Source organism: Methylobacterium sp. CM6257, assembly GCF_054611515.1.
The window spans coordinates 4115799-4136839 of sequence record NZ_CM137735.1 but is presented as its reverse complement, the minus strand read 5'-3'; the positions used below and the strand labels follow the sequence as shown (position 1 = coordinate 4136839).

General features: G+C 69.2%; 16 protein-coding genes. 11 read left to right on the top strand and 5 right to left on the bottom strand.

Annotated elements, in window-relative coordinates:
* The first annotated feature begins 50 nt into the window (after positions 1-50).
* Together msrB and ACYCO6_RS20190 are read left to right on the top strand one after the other, a co-directional pair.
* Positions 51-461 carry a peptide-methionine (R)-S-oxide reductase MsrB gene (msrB, locus tag ACYCO6_RS20195; protein WP_459762627.1) on the top strand — a complete coding sequence of 137 codons (411 nt, stop codon included), beginning with the start codon at positions 51-53 and terminating at the stop codon, positions 459-461.
* Between the two features lie 319 nt (positions 462-780).
* Complete coding sequence (locus tag ACYCO6_RS20190) at positions 781-1767, top strand: hypothetical protein (protein WP_459762625.1); 987 nt, start codon at positions 781-783, stop codon at positions 1765-1767.
* 97 nt (positions 1768-1864) lie between these two features.
* Here the strand turns inward: ACYCO6_RS20190 and ACYCO6_RS20185 are convergent, their stop codons facing one another.
* The gene (locus ACYCO6_RS20185; protein WP_459762623.1) at positions 1865-2077 is read right to left on the bottom strand and encodes a L,D-transpeptidase family protein; all 213 of its coding nucleotides are present in this window, start codon (positions 2075-2077) and stop codon (positions 1865-1867) included.
* A 457-nt stretch (positions 2078-2534) separates the two neighbouring features.
* Between ACYCO6_RS20185 and ACYCO6_RS20180 the strand changes: the two genes are divergently transcribed.
* From ACYCO6_RS20180 to metH, 7 genes are all read left to right on the top strand, one after another.
* Entirely contained in the window at positions 2535-3908 is a 1374-nt protein-coding gene (locus tag ACYCO6_RS20180; RefSeq protein WP_459762621.1) for a dicarboxylate/amino acid:cation symporter, read from the top strand.
* Positions 3905-4834: an ROK family protein gene (locus ACYCO6_RS20175; protein ID WP_459762619.1), complete on the top strand. Its 930-nt coding sequence runs from the start codon at positions 3905-3907 to the stop codon at positions 4832-4834. Before ACYCO6_RS20180 ends, ACYCO6_RS20175 begins: the two co-directional genes overlap by 4 nt.
* A gap of 79 nt (positions 4835-4913) precedes the next feature.
* Positions 4914-5810: a bestrophin family protein gene (locus tag ACYCO6_RS20170; RefSeq protein ID WP_459762617.1), complete on the top strand. Its 897-nt coding sequence runs from the start codon at positions 4914-4916 to the stop codon at positions 5808-5810.
* A 153-nt stretch (positions 5811-5963) separates the two neighbouring features.
* Positions 5964-7244 (top strand): IS66 family transposase, encoded by a 1281-nt coding sequence (tnpC, locus tag ACYCO6_RS20165; RefSeq protein WP_459762615.1) that lies wholly within the window; start codon positions 5964-5966, stop codon positions 7242-7244.
* A 96-nt stretch (positions 7245-7340) separates the two neighbouring features.
* Entirely contained in the window at positions 7341-8351 is a 1011-nt protein-coding gene (locus ACYCO6_RS20160) for an ArsR/SmtB family transcription factor (RefSeq protein ID WP_459762613.1), read from the top strand.
* Between the two features lie 57 nt (positions 8352-8408).
* On the top strand, positions 8409-9329 hold the full coding sequence (metF, locus tag ACYCO6_RS20155; RefSeq protein WP_459762611.1) for a methylenetetrahydrofolate reductase [NAD(P)H]: 921 nt from the start codon (positions 8409-8411) through the stop codon (positions 9327-9329).
* Between the two features lie 231 nt (positions 9330-9560).
* Positions 9561-13313 carry a methionine synthase gene (gene metH / locus ACYCO6_RS20150; RefSeq protein WP_459773627.1) on the top strand — a complete coding sequence of 1251 codons (3753 nt, stop codon included), beginning with the start codon at positions 9561-9563 and terminating at the stop codon, positions 13311-13313.
* 48 nt (positions 13314-13361) lie between these two features.
* Here metH and ACYCO6_RS20145 read toward each other — a convergent pair whose 3' ends face one another.
* From ACYCO6_RS20145 to ACYCO6_RS20130, 4 genes are all read right to left on the bottom strand, one after another.
* Positions 13362-14366: an SMP-30/gluconolactonase/LRE family protein gene (locus ACYCO6_RS20145; protein WP_459762609.1), complete on the bottom strand. Its 1005-nt coding sequence runs from the start codon at positions 14364-14366 to the stop codon at positions 13362-13364.
* Positions 14367-14417: 51 nt separating this feature from the next.
* The gene (araD, locus tag ACYCO6_RS20140; RefSeq protein WP_459762607.1) at positions 14418-16145 is read right to left on the bottom strand and encodes an L-arabinonate dehydratase; all 1728 of its coding nucleotides are present in this window, start codon (positions 16143-16145) and stop codon (positions 14418-14420) included.
* A gap of 16 nt (positions 16146-16161) precedes the next feature.
* The gene (locus tag ACYCO6_RS20135; protein WP_459762605.1) at positions 16162-17520 is read right to left on the bottom strand and encodes an MFS transporter; all 1359 of its coding nucleotides are present in this window, start codon (positions 17518-17520) and stop codon (positions 16162-16164) included.
* Positions 17521-17592: 72 nt separating this feature from the next.
* Positions 17593-18312, bottom strand: coding sequence for a ribonuclease activity regulator RraA (locus tag ACYCO6_RS20130; RefSeq protein WP_459762603.1), 720 nt, complete (start codon positions 18310-18312; stop codon positions 17593-17595).
* Positions 18313-18510: 198 nt separating this feature from the next.
* On the opposite strand from ACYCO6_RS20130, the gene ACYCO6_RS20125 reads away from it, so the two are divergent.
* Together ACYCO6_RS20125 and ACYCO6_RS20120 are read left to right on the top strand one after the other, a co-directional pair.
* On the top strand, positions 18511-19203 hold the full coding sequence (locus tag ACYCO6_RS20125; protein WP_459762601.1) for a GntR family transcriptional regulator: 693 nt from the start codon (positions 18511-18513) through the stop codon (positions 19201-19203).
* 130 nt (positions 19204-19333) lie between these two features.
* Complete coding sequence (locus ACYCO6_RS20120) at positions 19334-21004, top strand: thiamine pyrophosphate-binding protein (RefSeq protein ID WP_459762599.1); 1671 nt, start codon at positions 19334-19336, stop codon at positions 21002-21004.
* Positions 21005-21041 lie beyond the last annotated feature (37 nt).

Sequence of the window (21041 nt, the reverse complement as noted above, 5' to 3'; positions counted from 1 at the left end):
CCGAATGCCCTGTGTTCTCCCTATATATCGGCCCGAAAAGGGAGATCGTCATGGCCGATACGCCGACCACCAGCCCCGAGGCCCGCAGCGACGCCGAGTGGCGAGCGACCCTCACGCCGGAGCAGTATCGCGTCCTGCGCGAGCACGGAACCGAGCGCGCCGGCACGAGCTGCCTGCTCGCCGAGAAGCGCCCAGGGACCTTCACCTGCGCCGGCTGCGGGCAGCCGCTGTTCGAGCAGGGCACCAAATTCGAATCCGGGACCGGCTGGCCGAGCTTCTTCGAGCCGATCGAGGGCGCCGTGGAGACCTCGCAGGACCGAAGCCACTGGATGGTGCGCACGGAAGTACATTGCGCGCGCTGCAAGGGCCATCTTGGCCACGTGTTCAATGACGGCCCTGCTCCCACGGGGCTGCGTTACTGCATGAATGGCGCCGCGATGAACTTCGAGCCGGCGGAGTAGGCCGGCCCAGAATCTAACCTGGGTTGGAAAAATCGCGCCGGGAGGCGGGATATCGTGGACAGAAGGCATCTCGGCCGGATCATCGCCGCCGTCCGGTCTTGATTTCGTCGTGTTTTTGCTTAGCGCTTTATAGTCTCATGTTGTCGCGGTCCGGTGATTGGCGACGGAAGCGGTCAGGTTCTGGCGAATACGGCGTTGTGGTCCAGCTCACACGCCGTCGTCTCCGGCACCTCCTACCCCCTTCCGTACGCTCCGCCGGCACTGGGGGCTGTCCGCCGGATCGGCGTGCCGCCGACCTAGCGGGAGGGGTTTTGAGTTCATGAGCACCGTTCGCCGATTTTTGGTCGCCCCGTCCCTAGTCCGCCTGATCCGTAAGGAGCGGGGCGGCGCCCGGATCACGGAAGGCCACTTCGCACCGCAGGGCGGTCGCGCCTCCTACGTGCGCGTCGACGGCCAGAACTGCCAGCTCGTGCTGGTGAACAAGGGCGCTGACGGCATCCCCGTGGAGGAGCGCACCGACGTGCCGCGCGCCCATGGCGATGCGCTGCTCGACGTCTGCCCCGGCAAGGCCGCCTACGATCGCACGGTCCTGAATGTCGGCGGTCGCGAGATCGCCATCGACCGCTACGTCACGCCCGGCAGCCTCGACCTGGTCAGTGTCGCCTTCGATAACGACGGGGATGCGGCGGCCTTCCAGGCGCCGAGCTGGTTCGGACGCGAGGTCAGCGGCGAGCCGGCCTTCGAGCGGCCGTCGCTCGCCATCCAGGGTGTCCCGGCCGCCGAGGAGATGGCCCTGAGCAACGCAGCGCTGGACGCGGTGCTCGACCTGATCGAGCCCCGCTTCGGCTTCGGCCGCTACGGCAGCAGCGCCCGGGCTCCCGAGACCGACGACGGCGCCATCAACGCGATGCGCCGGATCGTGACGCCGCCCGCCGCTCCGCCTGCCCCGGCGGCGGCGCCCGCGCCGGAACCCGCTGAGGCCGCCCCCGTCGCGGCCGCGCCCGCGGAGCCGACCCCGGAGCCGCAGACCGAGCCGGAGCACGAGCCGGCCTCCGCTCCGGAACCCGTCCACCACGCGACGTCCGCTTCCGCCGAGGCGCATGGCGTCCAGGCCGGCAGCGAAGAGCCCCAGCACGGCGACGCCCGCATCGACGACGTTATCGAGAGCCTGTCCCAGGCGCTCGGTGCTGCGATCCACCAGCAACCGGAGCATGCCTCCGACGCGAAGGACGGGAAGGGCGACGACCCCACGTCGATGTTCGAGCGCTGGACCGTGCGCCCCCGCCGGACACAGCAGCAGAACTGAGCCGCCGTCCGGCTTGGTCAGCCCAAGCTAGGTCCTTCGGGCCGCAGCGCACACACGCGCTGCGGCCCTTTTGCTGTGTCCGGCGGAGGCGCGCGGCTCAGTTACGGATGATCACTGCCGCCCCGCCGCATCTGCTGGCGAGGCCGAACAGGGCGGCCGCATGGCCCAGGGGCAGGCGGAAGCAGCCGCCCGCCCGGCGCCCGAGGGATCCCGCCGCGGAGGTGCCGTGGATCGCAGCGCCGCCCCGGAAGAACATGGGGTGCGGTATCGGCGAGCCGTGGTACTGGCGCGAGCGCCACATCGGCGCCATCAGCCCCTCCCGCACCGGTCCGTTCGGCGTGACGTAGCCGCGGCGGGCCGCGGGACGGGTCAGTCATAAGCGGGATAGCCGTCGACGAGGACGCGCATGCGTTTGCGCGACGGGCCGATCCGCGCGACGACCCGGGCCGCTGCTGGAGCGGCAAGTGCACAGGTGAGAATGCCGGCCAGGAATGCAGTCCCGGCCCAATTGAGCACAGACACAGATGGCCCCCGCGATGTCGCGGCAGGCCAATGCGCGGACGGCGAAATCCGGCGGCGGTCCGAAACAGCCGCGCAGTCTGGGATGAGCGCAAATACCCGTATCGGAGAGTCTTCCCGGCGGGGATCGACAAGTTTTTGTCACCGTTGGTTCGCGGCAGATTACCGGGCAGCCGTTGAGGCGAGGGACGAGAATCGCTAGCGTGCCGGCACATCGGGAGGGTGCGCGGCAGTCGCACGGGATCAACATGGCACAGGCAACCCACGCGACGAGTCCGGCCGCAGCGCCCCGCGAGCCCTGGTACAAGGTGCTCTACATTCAGGTCCTGATCGCCATCGCGCTGGGCGTGCTGCTCGGCTGGTACGACCCGGCCACCGGCAAGGCGATGAAGTGGCTTGGCGACGCCTTCATCGGCCTGATCAAGATGATGATCGCGCCGATCATCTTCTGCACCATCGTGCACGGCATCGCGTCGATCGGCGACCTGAAGAAGGTCGGCCGCGTCGGCCTGAAGGCGCTGGTCTATTTCGAGGTGGTCTCCACCATCGCGCTGCTGATCGGCGTCCTGGTGGGCGAGGTAATCAAGCCCGGCGCCGGCTTCAACGCCGACCCGTCCAAGCTCGACGCCAGCAAGGTCGCGACCTACGCCAGCAAGGCGGCCTCCGATTCCACCGTGGCCCACATCCTGGCCATCATCCCGAAGAGCTTCTTCGACCCCTTCGCCACCGGCGACCTGCTGCAGGTGCTGCTGATCTCGATCCTCACCGGCGTCGTGGTGACGGGTCTGGGTGAGCGGGCCGCCGCGGTGAACCACGTGATCGACACCGCCGGGCAGATCTTCTTCCGGATCATCGGCATCGTGGTGAAGCTCGCCCCCGTGGGCGCCTTCGGCGCCATGGCCTTCACCATCGGCGAGTACGGCATCCAGAAGGTCTACGACCTCGCCTGGCTCGTCGGCACCTTCTACGTCACGGCACTCCTGTTCGTGCTGGTGGTGCTCGGGGCGATCGCCCGGGTGGCCGGCTTCTCGATCCTGCGCTTCCTCGCCTACATCAAGGACGAGCTGCTGATCGTGGTGGGCACCTCCTCGTCCGAGACGGTGCTGCCGCAGCTGATGACCAAGATGCGCCGGCTCGGCGCCTCGGATTCGGTGGTCGGCCTCGTGGTCCCGACGGGCTACTCGTTCAACCTAGACGGTACCAACATCTACATGACGCTGGCCACGCTGTTCCTGGCGCAGGCCGTCGGTGCGGACCTGACCATCGCGCAGTACGCGACGATCATCCTGGTGGCGATGCTCACCTCCAAGGGCGCCTCGGGCGTCACCGGCGCAGGCTTCATCACCCTGGCGGCGACCCTCTCGGCGATCCCGAACAGCCCGGTGCCGGTGGCTGCCATGACCTTGGTCCTCGGCATCGACAAGTTCATGTCCGAGTGCCGCGCGCTGACCAACCTCGTGGGCAACGGCGTGGCCTGCGTTGTGGTGAGCCGCTGGGAAGGCGAGCTGGACGTGGCCAAGCTCAACGAGGTCATGGCCCATCCGGTCTCCATCGGCACCCAGATCGCCGACGAGCCGCCGCAGCCGATGTCGACCGACGGCAAGGTCGCGGCCGCCGAGTGACGGGCTCACCCAAGAGACGAGCGCGCCTGGGCATCGATCTCGGCGGCACCAAGATCGCCGGGATCGTGCTGGACCACGACGGCGCAACCTTGGCCGAGGCCCGGGTGGCCGCTCCGCGCGGCGATTACCGGGCCACCGTCGAGGCGGTGGCCGGCTTGGTCCTGCGGCTCGAAGCGGAGGCGGGCGCGCCCTGCACCGTCGGGATCGGCATGCCGGGCAGCCTGTCGCCGGCGACGGGCTTCGTGCGCAACGCCAACTCGCACTGGCTCAACGGGCGGCCCTTCGGGGTCGATCTCGCGCAACGGCTCGAACGGCCGTTGCGGATCGAGAACGACGCCAATTGCCTGGCCGTATCGGAGGCGATCGACGGCGCCGGCGCGAGAGCCCGCGTGGTCTGGGCGGTGATCCTCGGCACCGGCGTCGGATCGGGCATCGCCATCGACGGCCGGGTGCTCACGGGCCGCAACGGCATCGCGGGCGAATGGGGCCACGGCCCGCTGCCATATCCTCACGACGACGAGCGCCCGGGCCCCGCCTGCTATTGCGGCCGCCGGGGCTGCGTCGAGACCTGGCTGTCCGGCCCCGGTCTGGCGGCCGACCACGCCCGGCGGCACGGCGGAAGCCACACGGCCGAGGCGATCGTCGCCTTCGCCCGCAGCGGCGATCCGGATGCGCGGGGGACGCTCGCGAGCCACCTCGACCGGCTCGGGCGCGCGGCCGCGCAGGTCGTCAATCTCCTCGATCCGGACGTCATCGTCATCGGCGGCGGCCTGTCGCGGATCCCGGAACTGATCGCCGGCCTACCCGGAGCGATTGCACCCCACGTCTTCTCCGACGCCTTCGCCACGCCGGTCCGGGCGAGCCTGCACGGGGACGCCTCCGGCGTGCGCGGCGCGGCGTGGCTGTGGGAGGCGGAGGCCGTCTGAGCGGTCGCCTCACGGATACGTCTCTTGCCGGGGCGCGGGGGCCAGGGCAGGACGGCGGCGCCCCAGTCGCGATGTCCCGATGATCGTCCGCACCCGGCCGAACCTGCTGACCCTGCTGTTCACCCTGCGCGGCTCGATCGTGCCGCGGGTGGCGCCGAAGCTCGCCGGGATCGTGGCGGTCTCCTGCGCGGTGGTCTGGGCCGAGGCGCGCTGGCCCGCGGCTTTCCCGATGACGGCCGGGGTGACGCCCTTCACCCTGGTCGGCCTTGCCCTGTCGATCTTCCTGAGCTTCCGCAACAACGCCTGCTACGAGCGCTGGTGGGAGGCCCGGAAGGCCTGGGGCAGCCTGATCGGCGAGGTGCGCAACCTCGCCCGCGTCCTGCCGGCCCTGCTGCCGGAGGGAGAGGCGGCGCCCCAGCTCCGGCGGCTCTCGGCCTTCGCGCACGGCCTTCGGGCACGCCTGCGCGGACTCGACGAGGCGGCCGCGGTGGACGAGAAGCTGCCCGGCTCGGACCGTACAGGCCCCAATCCGACGGACTCGGTCCTGGCCGCGATGACCCGCGACCTGGCGGCCCTGATGCGGGCGGGCCGCCTTACCGACATCCAGTTCGGGATCCTGGAGGCGCGGATCGAGGCGCTATCGGGCGTGCACACCGCCTGCGAGCGGATCGCCAACACGCCGCTGCCCTTCGCCTACACGCTCCTCGTCTACCGGACCGCCTGGCTCTACTGCCTGCTGCTGCCGGTGGGGCTCACGGGCTCCCTGGGCTGGGCCACGCCGATCGTGGTGGCGCTCGTCGGCTACACGTTCTTCGGCCTCGACGCCCTCGGCGACGAACTGGAGGAGCCCTTTGGCACCGAGCCGAACGACCTGCCCCTCGACGCCATGGTCCGCGCCGTCGACCGCATTGTGCACCACGCGCTCGGCGAGCCCATGCCGGAAGCGCTGCGCCCGGACGGGTACTGGCTGCGGTAGGGAGGCCGTTCGGTCCAGGCGTGCGCGAAAGGCGCCCGACCTCGTAATTACCCACGGGGTGGATTGGTCGGCGGTTGAACGCCCGCGGCTGCGCCGCTTGCCGGGACGAGCTTGCCTCTTGCCGGGAGCCAATTTCGCTGATTCTCTCGTGAGATGGGCCGCAGCGAACTGGAACGGCTGAGCCGCGAGGAGCTGATCGAGTTGGTGCTGCGGCTGCAGCGGCCAGAGAAGACCTCGCGCACCTCGTCCAAGCCGCCCGCGACCGATCGCAAGGAGCAGCGCGCGCAGTCCAAGCCCGGCGGCGCCAAGCCCGGTCACGAGGGTCACAGCCGGGCGTTGAGCGACGATCCCGATACGCTCGTCGAGCATCGTCCCGAGGCTTGCACGCGCTGCGGCGGCAGCCTGCATGCCGCTCTTCCGGCAGAGATCGTCAGCGTCTCTGAGCAAATCGAGCTGCCCGCGGTGGCGCCGATCGTGACGCAGCACCAGCGCCTCGCCGTTTGTTGTCCGAGCTGCGGAGAGCGGGTCGTCGCACCGGTGCCGGAGGCGGCGCGCGGCACCCCGTTCGGTCCGCGGCTGCACGCGGTGGCGACGTACCTGAAGACCTTCCAGGCGCTCTCCTACGAACGGCTGCAGGCGGCGCTCTCCGACCTGTTCGGTCTGACGCTGAGCCAGGGCGGTCTGATGAACCTGCTCCGCCGCGCGCAAGGCCGCTTCCGTGCCGGTCGTGACACTGCCATCGCCGCCCTGCGCAAGGCCGAGGTTGTCGCCTGCGACGAGACCGGCGTGCGGATCGAGGGCTCGAACGCTTACCACTGGCTGTTCCACTCGGCGCAAGCCGTGGTGCACGCGGCCTCGCCGACGCGCGGCGCTGTCGTGGTGCACGAGATGATGGACGGGCATCGGCCCGCGGTGTGGATCTCCGACCGCTACACCGCCCAGCAAGGCCATGCGGATGAGCACCAGACCTGCCTGGCGCATCTGGCACGCGACGTCGCCTATGTCGTCGAGGCCAGCGACGATCCCGTGCCCTGGCGTCTGCAACTCTGGCTGCAGCGCGTGTTCGCCCTGGCCGGGCGCGTCACCGACTTGGCCGCCGCGACGCTCTCGGCCAAGCGCCGCAGCCTGGATCGGCAACTGGGTGCCATCCTCGCCACGTCGAGCCGCTGTGATCTGAGCCGCGACCTACAGGCCAAGATCAGCCGCGCCCGCGATCAGCTCCTGGTCTTCCTCGCCTATCCCGGAAAGGTCGAGCCGACGAACAACGGCTCCGAGCGGCTGCTGCGTCCGGCTGTCGTGCAGCGGAAGGTCACCAACGGCTACCGGGCCATGTGGGCGGCCGAGGGCGAGGCCGCCATTCGCACCGTCGTCGACACCGCGCGCCTCACAGGCAGCAGTCCCTTCGGCGCCATCCTCAAAACCGTCGGCGCCTGAGCCCAGCCATCACAGGCCTGGGTAATTACCCGACCTCGGCGCCAACGCGCCAGATCGCCCTTGCGCCGCGCTCAAAACGCACATAAACATATCTTTATGTCTATCCAACGCAGGCAAGAGTCGGGGTCGATCCCCTTCCCGGAGGCTCTCGGCGTCCTGCGCGCGGCCGCCGAGGAGACGCGGCTGCGGATCCTGGCGCTGCTCGCCGAGGGTGAGCTCTCGGTCTCCGACCTCACCGACATCCTCGGCCAGTCGCAGCCGCGGATCTCACGCCATCTCAAGCTGCTGGTGGAAGCCGGCCTCGTGGAGCGCCACCGCGAGGGGGCCTGGGCGTTCTTCCGGCTGGCCGAGGCCCGCGCCGGCCTCGCCGACCCGCTCCTCTCCGGGCTCGACCGGACCGCGCCGCCGCTCTCGGAGGACCGCGCCCGGCTCGACGCCGTCCGGGCACAGCGGGCCGAGACCGCCCAGACCTTCTTCGCGCGGCTGGCGCCCAAATGGGACGAGTTGCGGTCGCTGCACGTGCCCGAGGCGACCGTGGAGGCCGCGGTGCTCGACGCGCTGGGCGACCGCCCGATCGGCAGCCTGATCGATCTCGGCACCGGCACCGGGCGGATGCTCGGCCTGCTCGCCCCGCGGGCCGCCCGCGCGACCGGTCTGGATTCGAGCCACGCGATGCTGTCCGTCGCCCGGGCCAACCTGGAGCGTCAGGGCCTGTCGCGGGTCGATCTTCGGCAGGGCGACATCCACGCGCCGCCCTTCGCCCGGGCGAGCTTCGACCTCGTGGTGGTGCATCAGGTGCTGCACTACCTCGACGACCCGGCCCGGGCCCTGCGCGGCGCCGCGCGGCTGGTGGCCCCCGGCGGGCGGCTCCTGGTGGTGGATTTCGCCCCCCACGAGCTGGAATTCCTGCGCACAGGCCAAGCCCACCGGCGCCTCGGCTTCTCCGCCGATCAGGTCTCGGGCTGGCTCGCCGAGGCCGGGCTCGCCACGGTCACCACCCGCGATCTGGCGCCGCGCGAGTCGGGCCAGCTCACAGTGACACTCTGGCTGGCCCAGGACGGGCTCGCCGATGAGCATACAGAACAGCCGCGGCGCGCCGTCGCCTGAGAGACCGAACTTCCGCAGACCTTCGTCTGAACCGACCGACATAGAGGACGAGCCCCGATGCGCCGCTCCACACACCGCGCCAGCCGCGACGGCTACCACCCGATCCGCGTCTCGATCGAGTTCTTCCCGCCGAAGACCGAGGAGATGGAGAAGATCCTCTGGGCCTCGATCGAGCGATTGGCCCCGCTCCAGCCCAGCTTCGTCTCGGTGACTTACGGGGCGGGCGGCTCCACCCGCGAGCGCACCCACAACACGGTGGCCCGGATGGTCCGCGAGACCAGCTTGAAGCCCGCCGCGCACCTCACCTGCGTGGACGCCACCCGCGAGGAGATCGACGCGGTGGTGCAGTCCTACTGGGATGCGGGCGTACGCCACATCGTGGCGCTCCGCGGCGATCCGGCCGAGGGCGTCGGCCACGCCTACCGGCCGCATCCGGGGGGGTATGCCACGACCGCCGAGCTGGTGGATGGGATCAAGCGGATCGGCGACTTCAAGGTCTCGGTCTCGGCCTATCCCGAGAAGCACCCAGAGGCGGCCTCGCTGGAGGCCGATGTCGAGGCGCTGAAGGCCAAGGTCGATGCCGGCGCCGACCAGGCGATCACCCAGTTCTTCTTCGAGAACGAGGTCTATCTCCGGTACCTAGAGAAGGTCCGGGCGGCCGGGATCACCATCCCGATCATCCCGGGCATCCTGCCGGTGCAGAATTTCAAGCAGGCGGCGAACTTCGCCCGCCGCACGGGTGCTTCGGTGCCCTACTGGCTGGCCGCCCGCTTCGAGGGGCTGGAGGATGACGTGGAGACCCGCCGGCTCGTGGCCGCCGCGGTGGCGGCCGAGCAGGTCCTCGATCTTGTGGACGAGGGCGTCAACGACTTCCACTTCTACTCGATGAACCGCTCGGATCTCGTCTACGCGATCTGCCACCTGCTCGGCCTGCGCGCCCAGGCGCCGAAACTGGCGGCCGCCAAGGCGGCGGCTTAAGTTCAGCCCGGACGCGATCGAGAAGCGCCTCACCGCCCTGGAAGGCGCGCTGACCCCGACGCTCTCCGGGACTGCTTGGAACACCCGCGCTTCCCCCTCCGCCTCATCCTGAGGTGCCGCGCAGCGGCCTCGAAGGAGGGCTCCAGGGATCGACACGACATCTGGAGGCCTCCTTCAAGGCCTCCGCTTCGCTCCGGCACCTCAGGATGAGGTGATCTGACAGGACGCATGATGACCGATTTTTCCCCCGTCGACGGCACCGAGATCGCGCGGGCGCTACGCCAGCGCGCGGCGGAAAAGATCCTCGTCCTCGACGGGGCGATGGGCACGGTGATCCAGCGGCTGAAGTTCTCGGAAGAGGATTTCCGCGGCAACCGCTTCGAGGACCACGGGCACGATCAGAAGGGCAACAACGACCTGCTGATCCTGACCCAGCCCGACGCGATCCGGCAGATCCACCTCGACTACTTCCTGGCCGGCGCCGACGTCTGCGAGACCAACACCTTCTCGGGTACCACCATCGCCCAGGCCGATTACGGCATGGAGTCGATCATCCATGAGCTGAACGCCGCCGGCGCAAGGCTCGCCCGCGAGGCTGCCAAGCTCGCCGAGGAGAAGGACGGCCGCCGCCGCTTCGTGGCCGGCGCCATCGGCCCGACGAACCGCACCCTGTCGATCTCGCCGGACGTGAACAATCCGGGCTTCCGCGCGGTGACCTTCGACCAGGTGAAGCAGGCCTACGTGGAGCAGGTCCGCGGCCTGATCGACGGCGGCGCCGAGCTGATCCTGATCGAGACGATCTTCGACACGCTCAACGCCAAGGCCGCGGTGGCGGCGGCGTGGCAGGTCTTCGAGGAGACCGGCATCCGCCTGCCGATCCAGATCTCCGGTACGATCACCGACCTGTCGGGCCGCACCCTGTCGGGCCAGACCCCGGCGGCCTTCTGGCACTCCCTGCGCCATGCCGAGCCGCTGACCTTCGGCCTGAACTGCGCGCTCGGCGCCCGCGAGATGCGCGGCCACATCGCCGAGCTGTCGCGGATCTGCGACACGCTGGTCTGCGCCTACCCGAATGCCGGGCTGCCCAACGAGTTCGGCCTCTACGACGAGAGCCCGGAGGCGATGGGCAAGCTGGTCGGCGAGTTCGCCGGGTCCGGCCTCGTCAACATGGTCGGCGGCTGCTGCGGCACCACGCCGGACCACATCCGCGCCATCGCCGAGGCCGTCGCCGGCAAGGCGCCACGTCCGATCCCGGAGATCCCGCGCCTGATGCGGCTCTCGGGCCTCGAGCCCTTCGTCCTCACGAAGGAAATCCCCTTCGTGAACGTCGGCGAGCGCACGAACGTCACCGGCTCGGCCAAGTTCCGCAAGCTCATCACCAACGGCGACTACGCGGCGGCCCTCGATGTCGCCCGCGACCAAGTGGCGGCCGGTGCCCAGGTCATCGACGTCAACATGGACGAGGGCCTGCTCGACTCCCAGAAGGCGATGGTCGAGTTCCTGAACCTCGTCGCCGCCGAGCCCGACATCGCCCGCGTGCCCGTGATGGTCGATTCCTCGAAGTTCGAGGTGATCGAGGCCGGACTCAAGTGCCTGCAGGGCAAGCCGATCGTGAACTCGATCTCCATGAAGGAGGGCGAGGAGAAGTTCATCCACGACGCCAAGGTCTGCCGCTCCTACGGCGCCGCCGTGGTGGTGATGGCCTTCGACGAGCAGGGTCAGGCCGACACGCTGGAGCGCAAGGTCGAGATCTGCACCCGCGCCTACGGGATTCTGACCGAGCAGGTCGGCTTCCCGCCCGAGGACATCATCTTCGACCCGAACATCTTCGCGGTCGCCACCGGCATCGAGGAGCATAACGGCTACGGCGTCGCGTTCATCGAAGCGACCCGGCAGATCCGTGAGACCTTGCCGCACGCCCATATCTCGGGCGGCGTCTCGAACCTGTCCTTCGCGTTCCGCGGCAACGAGCCGGTGCGCGAGGCGATGCACGCGGTGTTCCTGTTCCACGCCATCAAGGCCGGCATGGACATGGGTATCGTCAATGCCGGCCAGCTCGCCGTCTACGATGAGATCCCGGCGGAGCTGCGCGAGCTCTGCGAGGACGTGGTCCTCAACCGCCGCGACGATTCCACCGAGCGCCTGCTGGAAGCCGCCGAGCGCTTCAAGACCGGCGCCTCGGCCCAGGCCAAGTCGGCCGACCTGTCCTGGCGCGAGGCCAGCGTCGAGAAGCGCATTGAGCACGCGCTCGTCAACGGCATCACCGAGTACATCATCGCCGACACCGAGGAGGCGCGTCAGAACGCCGAGCGCCCCCTCCACGTCATCGAGGGCCCGCTGATGGCCGGCATGAACGTGGTCGGCGACCTGTTCGGTTCCGGGAAGATGTTCCTGCCGCAGGTGGTGAAGTCCGCCCGCGTGATGAAGCAGGCGGTGGCCTATCTCGAGCCCTTCATGGAGGCGGAGAAGCTGGCCAATGGCGGCGACGGCAAGCGCCAGGCCGCCGGCAAGGTGCTGATGGCCACCGTGAAGGGCGACGTCCACGACATCGGCAAGAACATCGTCGGCGTCGTGCTGGCCTGCAACAACTACGAGATCATCGATCTCGGCGTGATGGTGCCGGCCGCCAAGATCCTGGAGACGGCGAAGACCGAGAAGGTCGACATCGTCGGCCTGTCGGGCCTGATCACCCCGTCGCTGGACGAGATGGTCCATGTGGCCGGCGAGATGGAGCGCGAGGGGCTCGACGTGCCGCTGCTGATCGGCGGCGCCACCACGAGCCGGGTCCACACGGCGGTGAAGATCCATCCGGCCTACGCCAAGGGTCAGGCGGTCTACGTCACCGACGCGAGCCGCGCGGTGGGCGTGGTGTCGAGCCTGATCTCCAAGGAGACCCGCGGCGCCACCATCGAGAAGGTGCGGGCCGAGTACGCCAAGGTCGCCGACGCCCACAGGCGCTCGGAGGCCGACAAGCAGCGGCTGCCCCTCGCCAAAGCGCGGGCCAACGCCTTCAAGGTCGACTGGTCGGGCTACAAGCCGGCCAAGCCGAGCTTCACCGGCACCCGGGTCTACGGCTCCTACGAGGTCGCCGACCTCGTGCCCTACGTCGACTGGACGCCCTTCCTGCAGACCTACGAGTTCAAGGGCCGCTTCCCGGCGATCCTGGATGACCCCGAGCAGGGACCGGCCGCCCGCGCCCTCTACGAGGACGCGCAAGGAATGCTGAAGCAGATCGTGGAGGAGCGCTGGTTCAACCCGAAGGCGGTGATCGGCTTCTGGCCGGCCAACAGCGTCGGCGACGACATCGTGCTCTACACCGGCGAGAGCCGGTCGGAGCGGCTCGCCACCTTCCACGGCCTGCGCCAGCAGCTCTCGAAGCGCGACGGGCGCGCCAACACCTGCCTGTCGGACTTCGTGGCCCCGGCCGAGACCGGCATCGCCGACTATGTCGGCGGCTTCGTGGTCACGGCGGGCGTTGAGGAGGTGCGCATCGCCGAGCGCTTCGAGCGGGCGAACGACGATTACCGGGCGATCCTGGTGAAGGCGCTCGCCGACCGCATCGCCGAGGCCTTCGCCGAGCGCATGCACGAGCGGGTGCGCAAGGAGTTCTGGGGCTACGCGGCTGACGAGACCTTCTCGGCCGAGGAGTTGGTTCTGGAGAAGTACGACGGCATCCGCCCGGCCCCGGGCTATCCGGCCCAGCCCGATCACACCGAGAAGACCACGCTGTTCGACCTGCTGAAGGCTGAGAGCCGGATCGGCGTGAAGCTCACCGAGTCCTACGCCATGTGGCCGGGCTCCTCAGTCTCGGGGATCTACATCGCCCACCCGGAGGCGCATTATTTCGGCGTCGCCAAGGTGGAGCGGGATCAGGTCGAGGATTATGCGGCCCGCAAGGGGATGGATATCCGCGAGGTCGAGCGCTGGCTCGGACCGATCCTGAACTACGATCCGGCACGCTACCTGGCGCAGGCCGCGGAGTAGGGGAGCCAGAATCGCAGCACCCGGGGCATGAAGTCCCGGGGGCTGGAATCAGGAATTCCCGGCACCCCGCGTGTTGACGTACAGCGCGTAGACCGAGTGCGTCGATGTCATCAGCAGCAGGTTGCGGTTGAGGCCGCCGAAGCACAGGTTGGCACAGCGCTCCGGCAGGCGGATCCGGCCGATCAGCTTGGCCTGCGGCGAGAGCACGATGACCCCGTCCTCGGCCTCGCTCATCCCCCAGCCGCACCAGAGATTGCCATCGACATCGGCCCGCAACCCGTCAGGCGTGCCGGTGCCGGCATCGTAGAACACGCGCCCGTTGGCAGTCTTCGTGCCGTTCTCGACCACGTCGTAGACGCGGATGAGGCGGTTGGGTTTGGCCCGGGCCTCGATGACGTAGAGCTTGGATTCGTCGGGTGAGAAGCACAGCCCGTTCGGACCCGCCACGCCTTCGACCGCGACGCTGGCCTGTCCCGTCCTCGGATCGATCCGGTAGATGTTGCCCGGAAGCTCCGGCGCAGCCATCGACTCATGCGGGTTCGGCCCGAAAGCCGGATCGGTGAACCAGATCGCGCCGTCGGAATGGCAGACCACGTCGTTCGGCGAGTTGAGCGGCTTGCCGTCGAACCGGTCCATCAGCGTGGTGAGCGTGCCGTCATGCTCGGTCCGGGTCACGCTGCGGGTCTTGTGCTGGCAGGTGATCAGGCGGCCCTGCCTGTCGCGGGTGTTGCCGTTGGCGTAGTTCGATGGCTTGCGGAACACCGTGAGGGCGCCAGAGGCCTCCTCCCACTTCATGATCCGGTCATTGACCACGTCGCTGAACAGCAGCGATCCCATGTCGCCGAACCAGACCGGACCCTCGGCCCAGCGGAAGCCCGTGGCGACCCGCTCCACTGTCGCCGAGGCGAGGCGGTATTTGGCGAAGGCGGGGTCGAGCACCTCTACGGCGGGGTCCGGGACGCGCTGCGACGGCTCCCAGCCCGCCCTGGCCGCCTGCGCGGCACCGAGCAGGGCCGCTCCGGCGAGCAGGCCCCTGCGCGCGAATATCGCCATGTATCCTCCCTTTGGTATGGCCCGCCGTCTGTTGCCGACGGCTCGGGCCCGTCAGTGAATCTCAGGTTCCGGGATACCGCCCGCTCCCTCAAGAAAGTCGAAATCGCAGCCCTCATGGGCCTGCCGCACGTGTTGCGCGAATAGGCGGTTGTAGCCTCGCGGATAGGCCCGGTCCGGGGGAACGAAGGCCTTCACCCGTGCGGCGATCTCGGCATCGTCCAAGTGCAGGTGGATCCGCCGCTCTGACACGTCCACCGTGATGAGGTCGCCGTCACGCACGGCGGCCAGCGGACCGCCGGCGGCCGATTCCGGCGCCACGTGCAGGATGCAGGCGCCGTAGCTCGTACCGCTCATCCGGGCATCCGAGATGCGCACCATGTCGCGCACGCCCTGCCGGAGCAGGACCTTGGGGATCGGCAGCATCCCCCATTCCGGCATGCCGGGGCCGCCGATCGGGCCGGCATTGCGCAGGACCATGACGTGGTCCGGGGTGACGTCGAGATCGAGATCGTTCACCGCGGCATTCATCGCGTCGTAGCTGTCGAAGACCAGCGCGGGACCGGTATGCGTCAGGAAGCGCGGGTCGGCGGCCGGCGGCTTGATCACGCAGCCGTCCGGCGCGAGGTTGCCGTACAGGATCGCGGTGCCGCCGGTGGCCACGATCGGCTTGTCCAGCGGGCGGATCACATCGTCGTTGAACACCCGGATACCGGCGAGCCCATCGCCGATCGTGCCGCCGGCGACCGAGCGGGCATCGAGATGGAGGAGGGGCGCGAGCCGCGCCATCAGGGCCCGGATCCCGCCGGCGATGTGGAAATCCTCCATCAGCCACTGACCCGAGGGCCGGAGATTGGCGATCACCGGCACTCTCTGGGCGACCTCGTCGAATTCGGTGAGCTTGATCGGGATGCCGGCCCGCCCCGCCATGGCCACGAGGTGGATCATCGCGTTGGTGGAGCCGGCGAGCGCGTTGTGGACGACGAGCGCGTTGTCAATGCTGCGCCGGTCGAGGATGTCGGTTGGCTTCAGATCCTCCCAGATCATCTCGACGATGCGCCGGCCGCAGGCGCTTGACATCCGGGGATGGTCGGCATCCGCCGCCGGGATCGAGGCCGAGCCCGGCAGCGACAGCCCCAGCGCCTCGGTGATCGACGTCATGGTCGAGGCGGTGCCCATGGTCATGCAGGTCCCAGCCGAGCGGGCGATGCCCGCCTCCATGTCGTTCCACTGCTGCGTGGTGATGTTCCCGGCCTCCTTCTCGGCCCAGTACTTCCAGACGTCCGACCCGGAGCCCAGGATGGTCCCGCCGAAATGGCCACGCATCATGGGCCCGGCCGGGAGGAAGATCATCGGCAGGTTCATGGAGATACCGCCCATCACCGTGCCGGGGGTGGTCTTGTCGCAGCCGCCCATCAGCACCGCGCCGTCGACGGGATGCTGGCGCAGCAGTTCCTCCACCTCCATGGCCAAGAGGTTGCGGTAGAGCATCGTGGTCGGCTTGACGAAGTTCTCCGAGAGCGAGAGCGCCGGCAGCTCGATCGGGAAGCCGCCTGCCTGCCAGACGCCGCGCTTCACCTGCTCCACGCGCTCGCGGAAATGCTGGTGACAGGGGTTGATGTCGCTCCAGGTGTTGATGATGCCGACGATGGGCTTGCCGCTGAAATCCGCGCGCTCGTAGCCCATCTGGAGCATGCGCGACCGGTGGCCGAAACTGCGCAGGTCGGTGGCGCCGAACCAGCGCTGGCTGCGCAGATCCCCCAGGGTCTTGCGTGCGGTCATCGCGCTGTCTCCGGTCTTACGCATTCGATCGTGCGGGGCGGACCGCCCCGGCCGCCGCGGCACCCGTATCCGCTGTGGCTCGGCCAGGCTGGACCGAGAAGAAGGTGATGGTAGCCGAGGCGAGGGCGCAGGCCGCCAGAAAGTACAGGCCGGCCTCGTAGGTACCGGTCGCGTCCTTGAGCCAGCCGAGCACGTAGGGACCGACGAAGCCGCCGAGGTTGCCGATCGCGTTGATCAACGCGATCCCCCCGGCGGCCGCGGGCCCCGACAGGAACTCTCCCGGCATCGCCCAGAAGGCGGGCTTGCTCCCGTAGAGGCCGATCGTGGCGAGGGACATCGCGGTCAGGGCCCAGAGGCTGCCCAGCAGGGGGGCGGAGACGATGAGGCCGAGGGCGGCGACCAGGGCGGCGATCACGAAGTGCCAGCGCCGCTCGTTGCGCCGGTCCGACGACCAACTCCAGGCGATCATGCCCACCGTGCCCACGACATAGGGGATTGCGGTGGCCAAGCCGGTCTCCCAATCGGTGAGCGTCAGGCTCTTGAGGATCGGCGGCAGGAAGAAGGTGATGCCATAGGTCGCCGTGCCGATGCTGAAGTAGATCACCCCGAGCGCAAGCACCCGCCTGTCGGTCAGAGCCCGCCTGAGCGTGAAGTGCCCATGGGCCTTGACGGTACCCTGGCGCTCCGCCGCCAGCGCGCCTCCCAGCCAGAGCCGCTCCTCGGGCGCGAGCCACGTCGCCTGGGCAGGCCGATCGGTCATGAGCCCGAGCACCGCGAAAGCCAGCAGGATCGAGGGCACCGCCTCGATCAGGAACAGCCACTGCCAGCCGTACAGGCCGAGCAGCCCGTCGAGCTGGAGCAGCGCTCCCGAGATCAAGGCCGTGACGGCGTTCGAACCCGGCACCGCGAGGAACAGGGCCGCAACCACCCGGGCCCGGTATCTTCGCGGGAACCAGTAGGTGAAGTACAGGATCATGCCGGGAAAGAAGCCGGCCTCTGCGACGCCGAGAAGGAAGCGCATCAGAAGGAAGCTCACCGGGCCCGAGATGAAGGCCATCCCGCCCGCTACGAGCCCCCAGGTGACCATGATCCGGGCGATCCAGATCCGTGCCCCCGCGCGCTCCAAGAGGACGTTGCTCGGCACCTCGAAGATGACGTAGCCGAGAAAGAAGATCCCCGCGCCCCAGCCGTAGACGGTCGCTGAGAAGCCGAATTCCCGGTTCAGGCCGAACGAGGCGAAGCCCACATTGGTCCGATCCATGTAGGCGACGAAGTAGATCACCACGATCAGCGGCAAAAGTCGCCACGAGACCTTCGCGATCGTGCGTCGCTCGATATCCGACAACGCCGAGTCCACCGGTATGCCCCCCGACATGCCGCCCTCCCAATCGTAGTCTTTGCTGCGTCGGTCCGGTGCCGAGATCCGGGCTGGAGCCGATGGCTGCGCTCAGCGGCCGGTCCGCTTCCGCCACGCGGCGAAGTCGGTCAGACTCTGCTCGTCGGTGGCAGGATAGAGGCCGAGGATTGAGCGGCCCTTGCGCACCTCTTCGGTTACGAAATCCTCGTAGGCGGTCATCTCGATCGCCTCGTCGGCGATCTCGTCAGCCAAGTGCGCCGGGATGACCGCGACGCCGTCGCCGTCACCCACGATCACGTCGCCGGGAAAGACCGGGGCGTCGCCGCAACCGATCGGCACGTTGATGTCGATCGCTTGATGGATCGTGAGGTTGGTCGGGGCCGCGGGCCGCACGTGGTAGCTCGGCATGTCGAGCCGGGCGATCTCGTCGGCATCGCGGAAGCCGCCATCGGTCACGATGCCGGCGCAGCCCCGCACCATCAGACGCGTAGCCAGAATCGAGCCGGCGGAGGCCGCCCGCGCATCCTTGCGGCTGTCGATCACGAACACGGCGCCCGGCGGGCATTCCTCAACGGCCTTGCGCTGCGGGTGCGACCGGTCCCGGAACACGGCGATCGGGTTCAGATCCTCGCGGGCCGGAATATAGCGCAGGGTGAAAGCCTCGCCGACCATCGTGCCGCCCCCGGCCTTCAGGGGGCGCACGCCCTGGATCATCTGGTTGCGGAAGCCCCGCTTGTAGAGGGCCGTCATCAGCGTCGCCGTGCTGACGGTCTTCAGCTTGGCGCGCGTCTCTGGGGACAGCCCGGACATCCGCTTCTCCTCCCGCTGATCGTGTCGCTACGTGCTGGAGGTCGCCCAGGCCTCCGACTCCCCGGATGAGCGAATCCTGAACGCGGACTGATATCTCAGACCTTGAGTAGGGCGCCCAGTGGCGCCATTGTCAACGGGTGCTGCGGCGACGGACCGGCTTTGACATCGATGGGGAATGCCTTGGCCGAAGTGGAACTCTTGAGGGCTGGACCCGAGCGGCCTGCGGCCCCGGCCGAAACAGGGCGACCGCGCTCCCTGGCCGAAACCGCCTACGACGCCATCGAGCAGATGATCATCAGTCGCCGTCTCGCTCCGGGCGCCATGATCTCCGAGGGCGAGCTCGGTGAGGAACTGGCGCTGGGCCGTACCCCGGTCCGCGAGGCGCTGGCGCGGCTCAAGACGATCGGCTTCGTCGAGATCCACCCGCGCCGCGGCGTCCTCGTCACGCAGGTCGACATCATCAAGCACCTCGAACTGCTCGAGGTCCGGCGACCGCTGGACGAAACGGTGGCCCGTTGCGTGATCGCCCGCGCGACCGACACCGACATCGCCACCCTGCAATGTTGCGTCGCCGGCCTGCTGACCGCCGCCGGAGCCCGTGACCGCGAATCCTATTTCAGGGCCAAGCGGTCGCTCCACGAGGCCCTGGTCGGGGCGGCGTACAATCCGACTCTGACGAGCACCATGGCGGCGCTTCACGCCCAGTCGCGGCGCTTCTGGTACACCTACGAGCCGACCGCCAGCTTCCCCGACTGCGCCGATATCCACGCGGGGATTTTGGCCGGGATCGCGGCCCGTGAAGCCGGGACGGCGCTTGCCGGAATCGGAAGACTGTTCGACTTTCTCGACCAGATGACCCGGCGCGCCCTCGACCGCCGCCCCCTCGTCTGACAGGTTGACGGTTCCAGGCGCACCTCTATCCTCGCCTGGGATATCAGGCGCATCTCAGGCGGCCGCACAGGGACGGCTTCAGCCGCGCGATGGGCATTTCGGGTGGAGCCTGCCCCCAGGAAGGAATGACGTGAGCGGATCGCCTTCACGCACCGGCGCGCAGATTCTCGTCGACCAGCTCCTCAGGCAGGGCGTCGAGCGCGTCACATGCGTTCCCGGCGAGAGCTATCTCGCGGTGCTCGACGCCCTGCGCGACAGCGGCATCGACGTCCTGGTCTGCCGGCAGGAAGGGGGCGCGGCGATCATGGCGGAGGCCGCCGGCAAGCTCACCGGGCGCCCCGGCATCTGCTTCGTCACCCGCGGCCCCGGGGCCACCAACGCTTCTGCGGGGATCCACATCGCGCGCCAGGATTCGACACCGATGATCCTGTTCGTCGGACAGATCGCCCGGGGGATGCGCGACCGGGAGGCGTTCCAGGAGATCGATTACCGGCAGATGTTCGGCGGCGTCGCCAAATGGGCCGTAGAGATCGACGACGCGGCCCGCATCCCGGAGATCCTCGCGCGGGCCTTCCGGGTGGCGACGCAGGGCCGCCCGGGCCCCGTCGTGGTCGCCCTGCCGGAGGACATGCTCGACGATGTCGCAGCGATCGCCGACGCGCCGCGCGTCGTCCCGGCCGAGCCGGCGCCCTCCCGCGGCGACACGGAGCGCCTGCGGACGATGCTGGCGGAGGCGCGCCGGCCGATGGCGTTGCTCGGCGGCTCCCGCTGGACCGCCGGGGCCGTCGCCGCCATGGCCGCCTGGGCCGAGCGCCACGACGTTCCGGTGGCGGTCTCGTTCCGGCGGGCCCAGCTCTTCCCCGCCGATCACCCGAATTTCGCCGGCGAACTCGGGATCGGACCCAACCCGGCCCTCGTGGCGCGGATCCGGGAATCCGACCTGCTGCTCATGGTGGGCGGCCGCCTCTCCGAGATGCCGGCGCAATCCTACGGGCTGCTCGGGATCCCGAATCCCGGCCTGCCGCTGGTCCATGTCCACCCGGACGCGGCCGAGCTCGGCCGGGTCTACCAGCCGACGCTGGCGATCGAGGCGACCCCGGAGACCTTCTGCGCCGCGCTCCCCGCCTTCGAGGCCACCGGACGCGGGCGTGCCGCCGAGGCCCACGCCTCCTATCGCGCATGGTCCGAGACCCCTGAGCCGAAGCCGGGGGCGTTCCAGTACGGCGAGGCGATCACGTGGCTGCGGGAGCGGCTGCCCCGGGACGCGGTGATCTGCAACGGCGCCGGCAACTTCGCCACCTGGGTTCACCGCTACTATCGGTTCCGCGCCTTCGGCACGCAGCTCGCGCCGACCTCGGGCTCCATGGGCTACGGCCTGCCGGCTGCCGTGATGGCCAAGCGCAGCTTCCCGGAGCGGATCGTCGTGGCGCTCGCCGGTGACGGCGACGTGATGATGACCGTGCAGGAATTCGCCACTGCCGTGCAGTACGGCGTCGCGATCGTCGTGGTCGTCCTCGACAACGGCATGTACGGCACGATCCGGATGCATCAGGAGCGCGAATATCCCGGGCGCGTCTCGGCGACCGAGCTCCGCAATCCCGATTTCGCCGCGCTCGCCCGAGCCTGTGGCGGCCATGGTGAGCACGTCGAACAGACCGAAGCGTTCGCCGCCGCCTTCGAACGCAGCCTCGCCTCGGGGCTCCCCGCGATGATCCACTGCCGCGTCGATCCGGAGGCATTGACCCCGACCATGACCCTCGCGGCGATCCGCGAGAAGGCGCTCGCCGCACGGCGCGGCTGACCGCCCGTTCCGCGCCCGTCCCGATGGGCGCGCCCGC